This is a genomic window from Methanospirillum lacunae (assembly GCF_003173355.1).
Lineage (GTDB): Archaea > Halobacteriota > Methanomicrobia > Methanomicrobiales > Methanospirillaceae > Methanospirillum > Methanospirillum lacunae.
The window spans coordinates 1-13,067 of sequence record NZ_QGMY01000008.1; the positions used below are offsets into that span (position 1 = coordinate 1).

A 13,067-nucleotide genomic window follows, 5' to 3' on the forward strand; every position below is an offset into this window, starting at 1 on the left:
GAAAGGTTCACGTACGGTTCTTAGAAGGGGGGAAGAGAGTAATCTCTTCTTCCTATTCGACTATGAATCGTAAGGTTCACGTATGGTTCTTATATGGATTCATTTCTAGTTTTACCATGAAACCGATACTCGGCATGCATGCTTCATATTTTGGACAATTCAAACATCACTAAAAGCATATTTATTTTTTAGTAATGGCAAAGTTGGGTTAAAATCTTGATTCCATGGAATCAAGGTATTATTTACATCTATTTCCTGGAAAAAAAGGGTTTATTTAAAAGGTGTGAATGATAGTATTTTATTTTCGCGATTTATATTTATCTCGTGTCTAAATTTTTCAATCTCCATTAATTGATGTTGGTAGTCAGCATAATTGATGCCATTGATGGAAATCATTTTTACTAATTCAATAATCTCATATAATGTTTCAACTCGATAACCGATCTTGTACGAGGAGAAGTAATAATCGAAAAAAGTGTTCCCAATAAATATTATTGGTATTCTATATGATATTGCATCAAAAAATGAGCCGCTAGCAGTATATTTATATGAATCCCTATTATAAAAAAAAATCAAATAATCAACATCTCTAACATACCTCTCGATTTCGTTTCGAGAAAGGCGTTTTCCCTTTGATACACAGTTGATACTTGTAATATGAATTTTATCAGAGAGATATGTTGATACTTTGCTGGATATCGGGAGAAAACTAGTTAAAAACCAGTTTATTGTTTTACGATCAATAATAGAGATAAAACATGAGATAAGTTTCTTGTATTTTAGGTTTATTATATTAGTATTCCCACAATTCTCCCCAATGATGCGGAATTCATATTCTACCGTTTGGTTGGTCTGCATTTGAAGGGCTTTGGCGACACATTTCATAAGATATGGATTTCCTTGGCCTATTGTAGCAAATACGATTCGATTATCTGTTTTTGTTTTTGGTTCTGTATTATCATAAATATACGGAAGATCAATGGCTGTAAATTTATCAAATGGCGGTTTTGAAATGTCTGAAATAGTATTTAGAATTGAAGGAGAAAGAACAATATACTGTATATTGTCATTGTCCTTTTGATCTAATGCATAACCAAATTGTTTAATTCGGTTTAATATGAATGAAGAATTTGGGTTCTTAATTTCTTCCAATACTCCATGTACAATAATCTTTATCTGAAAGTGATTGTAATGAACCTGCTTTAATAAATATTTGAGAATGAGGAGATTATATGAATAAACTGATAAAAAAATAATCTTATTAATCTTTTTTTCATTCGCATACCATAATAAACGATTGATTAGCATGTAATATGTAACTATTTTCGATAGTCTCAATAAATTTTTCTGGGGGATTATTACTGGAAAATAATCAATATTTTGGATATCTATGTTTGTATCTGACAATATCTTCTTAATGCAACTAATGTGGCTCAAATCAGCAAAAAAAGAAATTTTTTCATTTTTATTAGCTATGGAGATGCTATAAATTAAAGATGCATTAACAATATCATGAGCACTTCCGATACATTGGGGTTCTAATACAATGATCATTTAATATTATTTCCTTTTATGTGATGTGATCTGGGTTTTTCTCAATTTTGTGTTATTATATACATTTAGTCTAAAAAAAATTATTTAAAATTGGAAAGATAATCCATTCGACTCTCATTATAATTATGATTCATTATTTATTTAATAAAACTACGATAAAGATAAAAAACTTCATTATAATAATATATACATATTGATCCAGTGCCTTGTTATTCAAGTAATAAATTTGGTTTTATCATATTTAATGGGAGATATGTTTGAAAATGATAGATGACTCGACAATTACTGAATTTATGGAAAAAGTTAAAAAATTAGTTGAAGAGAGAAAAAACCGTGATGAAATAAATACCAAATGTAATATACCCAAAAGAAAAAAAAAGTTGAATTGTTCGAACTATAATATAAAAAATACAGATTTTAACTTAGTATCTAGTCCTAATATACTTTCTAAAATTGCCTGTAAGGTTCGAAAATTTATAAATACTGAAGTCCGTAATTATGTAGACCCCAGTTTAGATAATCAATCAAAAGTAAATTTCGAACTATGCAAATCAATTGTGGAATTGGAGGGAAGGGTTTGTTTTCTTGAAAATATTACTGATATGATAAATGTCAGAGAGAATCTTGGAAGTGATAAAAAAAATGCTCCAATTTCTGACGGTTTAATTGAGAATAACTTCAATTTATGTATTAGTACACAATCCTCCTTAATCAGGATAATAGAGAACACAATAGATTTGAATAATTCTCAACATCATATTGCAGAATATGGCCTTTCAGATGGTTTTATCTCGATATATCTTTCAAAAAATTATGACTCCGAAATATATGGGATAGATGATAGTATTGAATATATTACTAAATGTTATTGTACAAATGAGAATTTATGCGGTTCAGTAAAATATCTATTAGCGGATAATAATACCTTAAATCTTATTAAATCTGGATATTTTGATATCATTTTTTCCATTGGTGTTCTGAATAATCTTTCCAGGATTGAATCTTATAATCTCCTGAATACTTTATTACGTATATCTAAAAAGGTTCTTTTCTTAGTATCACTTGAGGGTGATCCATGTTCTTCATTTTCTGAAAGACGATTAAACTCTATTGAAGATTGGAATGAGGTTTTAAATGACCTTATCTGTTGTAAGGAATATCTAAGTTATGATGATGATAATACTCATATTATTGGAATAATTTCAAATATAGGTATCATATGAAAATTGGTATCGATCTTCTACCTTTATCCATAGATCCCAAAGGAAGGGGTATAACAACATATATTCGGCATCTCATATATCGTCTGATTATTGATCATGATGCTGAATACTTTTTGTATAACTACAAAAAAGGGTCTGTTCCAAAAATTATAGTTAACCGAAAAAATGTCACGTGTATTCCTGAGAACATTAACAGAGATTTATCATCATCTCTGGATCACTTTGTTTACACAAGTTTCCTGGCCTTAAGTCATCCGATTGTGAATCCCGGTGATTTAGCCTGCTTATATTCGATTATTGTTTATGATATTATCCCAGTTGCATTATGGGAAAAATATATATCTCATTTTTCAGATAAAGTAAAAAATGATTATTTTAAAAGGTTATATCAGATCAGATATTGCCAAAATATTTTTGTCATATCGTCTTCAGTGAAACGAGATCTTGTTGAATTGTTGGAAATTGATCCTTCAAAAATCACGACTATCTTTGCTGGATTGGATCCTGATATTAACTATTTTGTGGACAATGAGGTTGATTGCCTATTTAAGAAACTAAAGATTACACAAAATTACTTCTTATCTGTTCCCAGTATGGACACAAGAAAAAATGTAGAGGGGATGATAAAAGCTTATGCAAGATTGCCTAAAAGAATACAAAATGATTATCAATTTGTGTTAGCAAATGAAATTACCCCTGATTATGAAAGAAAAATAACTCACTTAATCCATGAAGAAGGTATTCCCCCAAGAAAAATTCTTTTTACAGATTATTTATCCCGTCATGATTTGTTTTTGTTATATCAACATGCTTCACTTTTCGTATTTGTTCCGCACTATGAAGGATTTGGATTACCTGTAATTGAAGCAATGGCTTTTGGAATTCCTTCAATTGTATCAGACAATTCCTGCTTACCGGAAATAGGCGGCGATGCTGTTTTATATGTGAATTCAAATAATTATCAGGAGATTGCAGAAACTATTGGTTACCTAATTGACGATAAATCTATGCAAAATTCCCTTATAACGAAAGGAAAACAACAACTGGGTAAATTTACTTGGGAGAACACAGCAGATCTTTTATTTAATGGTATAATTTCCTTAAATAAATTAGCAATCAAATTGAGAATTGGAATTATCACTCCATGGAATTCAGGATGTGGCATCTCCGAATATTCTTATCATCTGTCAAATTCTCTAAATCATGATGTGACTATTTTTGCAAACATTATTGGGAAAGATGAAAAAGTCCGTTGTGATGGCATTGATGTTAATAGGTGTTGGAAAATTGGTCTAAACAGTTATGAACAATTATCAAGGGCAATTTCTGAACATTTAATTGATATTGTTCACATACAGTATCACCCTGCATTGTTCTCTATGGAATTTCTCAGAAAATTTATAACCCACTTAAATAAAAATAAAATTAAGTCGGTTGTTACATTCCATCAAAATCTCCAAAATGCCACCGGAGGCATCGAATATATATATTCAGATATAAAAGAGCTTGAAAAAATAAATTGCATTATTGTATCAAACAGTTCTGAATTATCACGATTACGATCAGTGGGATTAAACAACTCATTTTTTGTTCCAAATGGAATTATTGGGAAAGAAAAAATTAAACAAGATCTTGGTTTTAGCAATAAGATTGTGATTTGTGCACTATTTACCAATTTGGATTTAATTAGATTGAATGATGAGTTTATCGCCCTATTAAAATCAATCGTTCCCTTGAAACGCTTTTTTCCAGAAATTATTTTGTTAGTTCTTCCTTGTATTGACAAAGAATTTGTTAGCATTAACTTGGAGGAACTACTTTATAAATATAATCTGTCTTATGATCTGAAATTTTCGGTTATATTAATAAATGAATTCCTTAATGATGAAGAAATTGCATTATCTTTGTTTATTTCTGATATTGTTATTCTTCAAAATCATAATTCTAATACTAATTATTTAAAATATTTAGAAATTGCATTAAAATTGAATTCTCCGCTCATTTTAACAAAAAATCTTATGTTGGGAGATTCTGAGAAAAATGTTAAATTCTGTCAACCTAGTTGCGAGTCATTTTATGAAGTTATTTTTTACATATTATTCAATCACTCATATAATGAGGCCTCTAAATCTTTATCACTAAAAAATGAGGTATATGATACATGGGATGATGTTGCAAGAAAATATGAAAAAATATATAATAATATTTGACTCTCAACTCTCCTGATCATTCGAAGTATACATCTCCCAGTATTTTCCTTTTTGTTTTAATAATTCGTCATGAGTTCCTTCTTCGGATATTTCTCCCTTATCAATTGTAAATATTTTATCAGCATTCTTTATCGTTGTTAATCGGTGTGCAATTACTAATGTTGTACATTCTTTAGAAACATGGTCTATCGCTTTTTGGACTGCTGCTTCTGAAATATTATCAAGTGCACTTGTTGCTTCATCAAGGATTAATAACTCAGGACGACGAATCATAGCTCTTGCGATAACAATTCTTTGCTTCTCTCCACCTGAAAGGCTGATCCCCTGATCTCCCACAAAAGTATCATACCCATGAGGAAGATCTGAAATAAAATTGTGAGCATGAGCTAGTTTTGCAGCCCTAATAATTTCAACATCGGAATATTTTTCTCCAAAACAAATATTTTCCTTAATAGTGTCATTAAATATGAAAGGTTCCTGACTGATATACCCAATTAAATTGCGATATGATCCAATTTCAAAACTTTTTAAATCCTCATTGTTGATATAAATGCATCCTGATTTTGGATCGAACAGTCGTAATAAAAGACTTGTAATTGTAGACTTACCGGATCCAGAAGGGCCTACTAAAGCAGTCATAGAACCTTTTTTAATTATCATATTTACCTTTTTAAGGATGGGGACATGATTATATGAAAAATTTACATCCTTAAGAATAATATCTGACGAAATATTATTGCAATTAATATTTCCATTTACGATTTTTTCATATTTTTTATCGTTCAATGCATTATAAACAGAAACAATATGTGGGAGGGAAGCACTCAATTGTAATCGATAATCCCCAATATTCATAAACTTAGGTAATACTTTCATAGTACCCGCTGCAAATGTACCAAGAACTGGGATTACTGATATAAATTTATCTGCATAATATACATATAATATTAATACTATCCCTCCAATTGCAATGTAGAACAGAGAATTAATTGCAAGTATTGGAATTCTCTGTATAAACATTAGTTCAGCAAATCGGTCCCAGTATATCTTTAATGCATCAGAATATTGCTCATTCCAGTGATCAGCTGCATGAAGAGCTTTGATTGGTTTTACACCAGATATGTATTCAGTAATTACCTTATTTTCTGACTGTCCGGAAAGAATTTGAAGAAAACCTAGTTTTTCGGAAATATTCTTTCCAATCATATTGAGAAGCACATAAAACAATCCACCTCCTATTAAAACTAAAAGCATTCCTTCAGGAGAAATAAGAAATAACATAAATATAACTAATAGAGAACTGACTAAATCAGTACATAAACAAAGCAATTTATCAAATGTTTGTTGTACATTACTTGGGCTAATATTAAAAAGGGTTATCAGATCGCCTTGTTTTGTGTCAATAAAAAAATTGTAATCATTATTATTAATTTTATGGAAAATGGCTTTTTTGATGTTAATAATCACTTCTTTTTGAAAAATGAATGCTATTTTCCAATAAACCAACTGTAAAAACAAGCTAGTTCCAGTTAAAAAAATAAATAAAAACCCTAAATGAACAAAAGGAGAACCTATTGGTATTAATGAACCAAATTTTTCAATAAAATGGTATATTTGGTTTGTATTTGCATCTATCTGAAATCCAACCGACAGCATTGGATATAGTAAAGAAATACTTAAAGCGTCAATTATTCCTATTATCATCGCAATGAGAAAAAGGAATACTAAAAAAAATTCATAGCCTCTTATAAAAAATCTTAATTTATGGAAATATTCAGGCAAACTAATCATATCTTGTTATTAAGTTCATTTTCTTTGGTATTAACTTCTCTCTGGCATATACTATACTTAACAAAAACCTTTTAATAAAACTTGAGTATCAGTCCAGGATTTTTTTTCGTATTATGGACCAATTTGTGAACCCTCTAGGAAATTCAGGCATCTACCGTTTCTTTCCTATTTGACATATCTAACTTTCTAGAATTTGGTGAGTGGATAAAACGATTATAACTGAAGTAAGATTATTTTATAGATAGCCATAGTGGAATTTAAATTTGGTTTACTTCCAATAGGATAAACTCATCGTCCATCTGTTCATTTTTAAGAAATAAATGTGCTTTTGTCATATTTCATATTGTAAAGCACTTATATTAGTTTTCTAGAAGTTCTACTGATATATTAGGGAACTAACCTGATCTTTCATGATAAATTAATATTTACTTATATCTTTTCCCTTTTTAAAATTATTTTTTTTCCATCACGAACAAGATTTTGACTCTCAAACGAGGGATCGTAATATCCGATTTCCCCCTTTTTTAAATATACAATCTTTTAGTGAAGCAAAAACGACTTATTGGAAAATTCGTGCATATGGTGGATATTATCACGTTTTAACATGATATAATCTTTATTGAACGGGTAAGCATCACCTTGAAGTTATGTTTTTATTATGAATTTGGATCAAGGAATATCACTTTATAGGGGACCCCTATTACGGTATCATTTTTTTCCGAACAGGATGGATGAAATATTTAGTTGAGACTGGTCCATCGAAATAATTGATTCTCCGTATAGATCTGAATGAGTACACGTTTCTACCAGGAAATGTGAGGACTGATTAGGGTCAGAGTAAGAATCAGTTGGAGAATTATTAATCTTCTGATATTCGGTAACACCGTAAATATTATCAGCCATTCCCAGTGGGCATTCTATAACTCCAATGATTATTATCATTGCACAGATTATACACTGAATCGGAGTGCGAGATACCATATTATTATCAATCAATTGGTTTGGATCATTTTATACCTGACTCTCTTTCCTGCTGAAATGAGAGGTGGGATATCATTTCGAATTATAAACTTGTAATATGGAATATTCTGATCTCCTCACTTTCTTACTATTAATTCTCCTTATCTGGATTTCTTACTCATATTACCGGTTGAAAACATCGATTGAAGAACGGGCACGAACTCTACATAATCGGTGGCGTGATCAGGATCTCTCCCTTTTTCAATCACAGGTGGAGCAACAGGCAGATGAAAAGATCAGAATCTGGAAGAATGACGAAGAGCGAAACATCCGTCAGGATGCGATTAAACGATCACGGGAAGTGATCCACGGAAAAGTGACCGAACACCTGATACCCTTTTTTTCCTCGTTCCGGTGGAACCCTGCAGATGCAAGATTCCTGGGATCACCAATTGATTTTGTCGTATTTGATGGCCTATCTGAAGGTGAGTTAAGAGAAATAGTCTTTGTAGAAGTCAAAAGTGGTGTACGACCGACCTTAACTCCTCGCGAACGATCGGTAGAAAGGTGTATAAAGAGAGGAGATATTGATTTCACAGTAATACATCATATAAACCAGAAATAATCTTTACATCGTGATATTCATGAGTCTTATGCCAACATTGTTCACAGCGCATGGAAATCCTATGAATGCTCTAGGTGGAACCACATTCTCCCGGTTTCTTGAAGGGTGGGCAGAAGATCTTCCCCGGCCACGTGCAATTTTGTGCATATCTGCTCACTGGGAAAGACATGGGCTTGCAGTCACTATGTCTGTGAATCCAGAAACAATCCATGACTTTTATGGATTTCCTAAAGAGCTTTATTTAATTACATATCCGGCAAAGGGAGAACCTGAAGTTGGTGAAGAAGTTATCGCACTGCTGGGTTCAGGAGGATACATTGTAGATCGTGATAGATCCCGGGGGCTGGATCATGGTACCTGGGCCCCTCTCCGGTTTCTATATCCTGATGCAGATATCCCGGTTCTGCAACTGAGCCTTCCAATGGAGTTACCATTATCTGAACTCTTCACCATTGGGGAACTGCTTTCGCCTCTCCGAGAGTTGGAGGTTCTGATTATGGGAAGTGGAAATCTGGTTCATAATCTCTCTCGGGTAGACTTTGAACACCGGGATGCACGGGTTTTGGAATGGGCACATAGTTTTGATGATGATGTAAAAGAATGGGTTTTGACTCGGGATCATCAAAAACTTGGAGAACCATGGATGAGTAGTCCGGTTGGGAGAATAAGTCACCCAACTCTTGAGCATTATGCTCCACTTCTGGTTGCTATGGGAGCCGGAGGTTCATCACCTGTTACTTTCCCATTCGAGGGGTTTGAACATGGAAGCATCAGTATGAGATCAATCAGGTTCGGGTAAAAACCTTATAACCAGCGTTTTAAACTTTTTTGTACCGTTTTTTGTCCGAACAATCCTTCATATATCTTCTTTCCCGCTGAAATGCCCAAATCGGCACTAACAGCATATACGCATCTCTCATGTACCGGGCATCGTCTACATCTGGGGCCAGGGCTACAATAACTCATTCCAAGAACATAGAGTGGCCGATCTAATATCCAGGGATCTTCAGCAGAGATCATCTTTCCGAGAATTCTTGCCTGGTATGAGGTAAGGCCGGTTCCTTCTCCACAAGCAATTCTTCCCAAGACCCGTGAATCTACCACGTCACCAACAATATCAAAGACTCCCTCAAGATAGTGTTCATCTTTTAATGCACCGGTTATGAGGCAGGCAGTCGATCGGGGGACATTAAGAACCTTAATTCGTCTGAATACTTCCTGTGGACTTGAAAGATAATCTGCCCAAATCTGCCTGGCATCACCGTGGTAGTACCGAACCATCAATGAAGCGATCTCATAGAGACGGGCGTGAATAGCTGGTTCTGGATGAAGATCATACTCCCAGTACTGATCTGCCCATCCCTCCGGGGAGTGGAGAAGAATGCTGCGCCAGAGATTTTCCGGATTTTCTAGAATTTCCTGGACAAAGTACTCAATATTGGCCCAAACATCAGTTTTTCCTGCATTTAGTTCCAGGATGCACGCACAGAGAAACCGGTTTGCATCCTGCATTGTCAGGGTATCGGGCTTGGTACCTGATAGCCATGGCCATTCACTTGTTGAGAAACGTGGTGAAGACCGACGAAGATGCAGGAATGTTTCTCTGCTTAACCGCATAAGTTCAGGAAGAAGGAGTTGAATTATTTCAGTTTTATCCTGCACACTGATCTCTCTGATGAGGCAGATCAGGCGGTCTTGCCCGTATGTGGCTGAATCAGGCCTTGTTTCTTTGATGAACCTGTCTTCAGATAGTTCTCTGTTGTTCATACCTGCAGCGCCGCCACGCACCGGGTAAGAACGGCACTCCCATGTATTGCGTTATCTGTCAGAGCAACAATAAAAAAGCGATGATATGGATGAATTACTGGCTTTTGTATTCTGACCCTGACTCCATACACTCCATTCTGGAAACTAATTTCCTTCTCGATATGAGCACAGACATCTGGTGAGATTTCATGTGATGAATTGCCAGTGCTCATCATAATAATCCCTTCTGAATTCTCTCCAAGATCTTTAATGAGTCCTTCTTCTGTATAATAATCATCAAATGAAGAGAGGATTGAGATCACATCTTTTATCTCTGGATTTCTGATAAGGGCAGGAACATCGAGATCTCCAATAACTACCTTCTGAAAGGGAATGCTTTTAAACCCTTCAATAACAGCATATTTGATTCCGGTGTTGGAGAGATGATCAAGAGCAGAGGAAAGAGAAATAGTCCTCTTGGTGATCATTGTCTTCTCACAGTCTATCCCAACAGCAATGGATGCTCCGGCATCATAGTGTAGAGATGTATCCTTTCCTGTAGGAAGATCACAGACATGATCACCTATATGCTTGATCGTCCCAACAGGGCCTAATGGAGCCAGGGCGTCAACCAAATCACGAATAAAGGTTGTTTTTCCTGATCCTGACCACCCGGCTATGTGAATAACTTTCATAATACTGCAGGTTTATTGTAGTCAGTTCAGTGGGGGATGATGTCCCTTCATTTCCATATGCTGTATATATACTTTTGTTGAAAAGGTAATCTGGGAAGATTTCTACCCTTTTAAACCTGGATATCTATTCTTCCTGAAGTACCATGACCGCTATCTGATTAAGGTGCAGGATATTCCTTCCTGTTATTCTTCAAGCTGATGGGCCGTGTTGTAGGCATCAACTGACTCTGAAGTGCGGCCGAGTTTTGCAAGAACACTCCCCTTTCCCTTCCATGCAATGGTGAAGGTTGGATCGAGTTCTATTGCACGGTTGTATGATTTAAGGGCATCTTCATAATTTCCAGCGTCTGCCTGGATATTTCCTTTGTTGTACCAGGGGAATGCATATGCCGGATCCAGTTCAATTGCCTTCTCATATGCACTAAGTGCTTCATCAGTCCGGTTGAGTGTTGCCAGATTGGTTCCTTTGTTAAACCAGGCCGCTGCATTTGTCGGGTCTAATTTGCTTACAGTTTCATAAGCTGATATTGCGTCGCTATTCTTCCCTAGTCGTGCGAGAGTGAGGCCGGTATAAAACCAGGCATCAACATTTGTTGGATCCAGAGTTGTTGCATTTGTAAATGAAACGAGTGCATCATCGTATTGTTTCTCGTCCCAGAATGCCTTTCCAGCAGTCCACATCTGCTTTGAATCACTTGTGTTATCCGCATTTGACAACACTGGTAAAATAAAGGCGCTGATAAGAATGAGAGCAAATATACCCGGAAGATTCCTCATACAGAGGGTCTGATTGGTGTGAGTATAAGGATTCCGATGATCAAAAAAGGATCATACCGGATCACTTGTATGGAAATTACGATGAAAGATAGTCTTCTATCAAAGCACGTGCGATACTGAGTTTTCCTGGAAGTTCGGGCATACTATCACGGGAGAACCACTGAGCGTCCTCAATCTCTATACCGTCGCATCTGATCTCTCCCGAAAGATATTGCGCAACATATCCCACCATCAACGAATCCGGAAATGGCCAGGGTTGGGAGTTACAATACTGGAGATCAGAAATGCGCAGTCCCACCTCTTCAAATACTTCACGATGAACTCCTGCTTCAAGAGATTCTCCAGGTTCGACGAACCCGGCAATCAGACTATACATCCCCTGAGGGAATTGTGGGGATCTTGCGAGCAGTATTCGGTTTTCATCTGTTATCCTGACAATTATTGCAGGAGAGAGACGGGGAAACGTCAGGAGGCCACAAGCAGGGCATTGTTTAGCCAACTCATCCTCTTTCATGGCGTTCCTTTCGCCACATCTTCCGCAGAACGCAGTCGTCTTATTAAACCGTACCAATTGTACTGCCCGCCCAAGAATTGCCAGGAGATCGAAAGGAATAGAGCCCTCTATGGTGCGCAAGGAAATGAGATCAAGTCCAGGTGAAAGAGAACTGCCATTTTCTATCTGGTAGACCCACCAGTTCTTCTCTGAGTTCCCCCCGACAAATAGTGGACCTGTGACTTGATGGGGGAGATCACTCGCATTTTCAATGCCCGGATCCTTCTCTGAAATTATCGGGAAATGATTAGAACAGAGGACATTGCCATCTGTATCCACAATTACTGAGTGGAATATACCCGTTTTTGATGGTGTGTGGGTATCCAGATCAGATATTATATAGGGTAGATGAATCATGAAAATCAACAGGACTAATTATTCAGGGTCATATATGTATTCATTGAATATTAGTACCTGGTTTGAATGGTGAAAGATTAGAAGTCAAATATCCCTGCGGAACAGGTATTATCATTAAATTTGTACAGGCACCAAAAACGGTAGTGTTGGATGAATCAGGGGATGATCAGAATAAACGCTCATAAGGTATGATATAGGATGGATCTTCCTCAAGTTGAAGTCCGGCAGATAAGACCCTGTTCGGTATGTGCTTTTTTTGTCCACGTGTCTGACTCACAGGAAGGTATCTGTACTCTAAATAAAGGAGAGCGAAGAGGAACTGAGTACCCTCGCTGGGAGCGGGATGATCCGGAACATCTGTTATCCTGGACTTGTTGGTATAATATCACACCAGAAGAGATTGAAGGCACTGAAGATCCGTGGGTTAAGAGTATTGTAAATGAGTCTCTCCGGTTTTTCAACTCAGCTCATACCCGCAGGGAAATTACCGGTGGAAGGAAAATGAGGAGTAGGAGAAAATGATTATACCTGTTGCCCTCTGTCTTTCATATATAGTGTAACCCTTTTCCCTCTTTT

Annotated in this window: 11 protein-coding genes; 5 read left to right on the plus strand and 6 right to left on the minus strand. The window is 35.6% G+C overall.

Features of this window, described 5'->3' with window-relative positions; genetic code table 11:
* Window positions 1-270 precede the first annotated feature (270 nt).
* A complete protein-coding gene (locus DK846_RS10165) occupies window positions 271-1,554 on the minus strand; it encodes a hypothetical protein (RefSeq protein WP_109968843.1) in 1,284 nt (427 codons plus the stop codon).
* Window positions 1,555-1,817: 263 nt separating this feature from the next.
* Here DK846_RS10165 and DK846_RS10170 point away from each other — a divergent pair, with 263 nt between their 5' ends.
* Window positions 1,818-2,777 (plus strand): class I SAM-dependent methyltransferase, encoded by a 960-nt coding sequence (locus DK846_RS10170; protein ID WP_109968844.1) that lies wholly within the window; start codon window positions 1,818-1,820, stop codon window positions 2,775-2,777.
* Window positions 2,774-4,987, plus strand: a complete 2,214-nt coding sequence (locus DK846_RS10175; protein WP_109968845.1) for a glycosyltransferase — start codon at window positions 2,774-2,776, stop codon at window positions 4,985-4,987. Before DK846_RS10170 ends, DK846_RS10175 begins: the two co-directional genes overlap by 4 nt.
* Window positions 4,988-4,990: 3 nt before the next feature.
* On the opposite strand, the gene DK846_RS10180 is transcribed toward DK846_RS10175, so the two are convergent.
* A complete protein-coding gene (locus DK846_RS10180) occupies window positions 4,991-6,778 on the minus strand; it encodes an ABC transporter ATP-binding protein (RefSeq protein ID WP_109968846.1) in 1,788 nt (595 codons plus the stop codon).
* A 1,078-nt stretch (window positions 6,779-7,856) separates the two neighbouring features.
* Here DK846_RS10180 and DK846_RS10190 point away from each other — a divergent pair.
* Window positions 7,857-8,363, plus strand: coding sequence for a Holliday junction resolvase-like protein (locus DK846_RS10190; protein ID WP_109968848.1), 507 nt, complete (start codon window positions 7,857-7,859; stop codon window positions 8,361-8,363).
* Window positions 8,364-8,382: 19 nt separating this feature from the next.
* Window positions 8,383-9,162: a dioxygenase family protein gene (locus DK846_RS10195; protein WP_109968849.1), complete on the plus strand. Its 780-nt coding sequence runs from the start codon at window positions 8,383-8,385 to the stop codon at window positions 9,160-9,162.
* A 5-nt stretch (window positions 9,163-9,167) separates the two neighbouring features.
* Here the strand turns inward: DK846_RS10195 and DK846_RS10200 are convergent, their stop codons facing one another.
* The 4 genes from DK846_RS10200 to nudC all read right to left on the minus strand — a co-directional run bounded on the left by DK846_RS10200 (window position 9,168) and on the right by nudC (window position 12,413).
* Window positions 9,168-10,130: a hypothetical protein gene (locus DK846_RS10200; protein WP_109968850.1), complete on the minus strand. Its 963-nt coding sequence runs from the start codon at window positions 10,128-10,130 to the stop codon at window positions 9,168-9,170.
* Complete coding sequence (gene mobB, locus DK846_RS10205; RefSeq protein ID WP_109968851.1) at window positions 10,127-10,804, minus strand: molybdopterin-guanine dinucleotide biosynthesis protein B; 678 nt, start codon at window positions 10,802-10,804, stop codon at window positions 10,127-10,129. The genes DK846_RS10200 and mobB overlap by 4 nt, the downstream gene beginning before the upstream one ends.
* A gap of 183 nt (window positions 10,805-10,987) precedes the next feature.
* Window positions 10,988-11,581, minus strand: a complete 594-nt coding sequence (locus DK846_RS10210; RefSeq protein ID WP_109968852.1) for a tetratricopeptide repeat protein — start codon at window positions 11,579-11,581, stop codon at window positions 10,988-10,990.
* A gap of 76 nt (window positions 11,582-11,657) precedes the next feature.
* Window positions 11,658-12,413: an NAD(+) diphosphatase gene (gene nudC, locus DK846_RS10215; protein WP_245926522.1), complete on the minus strand. Its 756-nt coding sequence runs from the start codon at window positions 12,411-12,413 to the stop codon at window positions 11,658-11,660.
* A 276-nt stretch (window positions 12,414-12,689) separates the two neighbouring features.
* On the opposite strand from nudC, the gene DK846_RS10220 reads away from it, so the two are divergent.
* Window positions 12,690-13,013, plus strand: a complete 324-nt coding sequence (locus tag DK846_RS10220; protein ID WP_109968854.1) for a hypothetical protein — start codon at window positions 12,690-12,692, stop codon at window positions 13,011-13,013.
* Window positions 13,014-13,067: the final 54 nt, after the last annotated feature.

Bases quoted from the DNA above. Each gene is read 5' to 3' on its own strand.
- DK846_RS10165 (WP_109968843.1), bottom strand. From the start codon at position 1,554: ATGATCATTGTATTAGAACCCCAATGTATCGGAAGTGCTCATGATATT.
- DK846_RS10170 (WP_109968844.1), top strand. From the start codon at position 1,818: ATGATAGATGACTCGACAATTACTGAATTTATGGAAAAAGTTAAAAAA.
- DK846_RS10175 (WP_109968845.1), top strand. From the start codon at position 2,774: ATGAAAATTGGTATCGATCTTCTACCTTTATCCATAGATCCCAAAGGA.
- DK846_RS10180 (WP_109968846.1), bottom strand. From the start codon at position 6,778: ATGATTAGTTTGCCTGAATATTTCCATAAATTAAGATTTTTTATAAGA.
- DK846_RS10190 (WP_109968848.1), top strand. From the start codon at position 7,857: ATGGAATATTCTGATCTCCTCACTTTCTTACTATTAATTCTCCTTATC.
- DK846_RS10195 (WP_109968849.1), top strand. From the start codon at position 8,383: ATGAGTCTTATGCCAACATTGTTCACAGCGCATGGAAATCCTATGAAT.
- DK846_RS10200 (WP_109968850.1), bottom strand. From the start codon at position 10,130: ATGAACAACAGAGAACTATCTGAAGACAGGTTCATCAAAGAAACAAGG.
- mobB (WP_109968851.1), bottom strand. From the start codon at position 10,804: ATGAAAGTTATTCACATAGCCGGGTGGTCAGGATCAGGAAAAACAACC.
- DK846_RS10210 (WP_109968852.1), bottom strand. From the start codon at position 11,581: ATGAGGAATCTTCCGGGTATATTTGCTCTCATTCTTATCAGCGCCTTT.
- DK846_RS10220 (WP_109968854.1), top strand. From the start codon at position 12,690: ATGGATCTTCCTCAAGTTGAAGTCCGGCAGATAAGACCCTGTTCGGTA.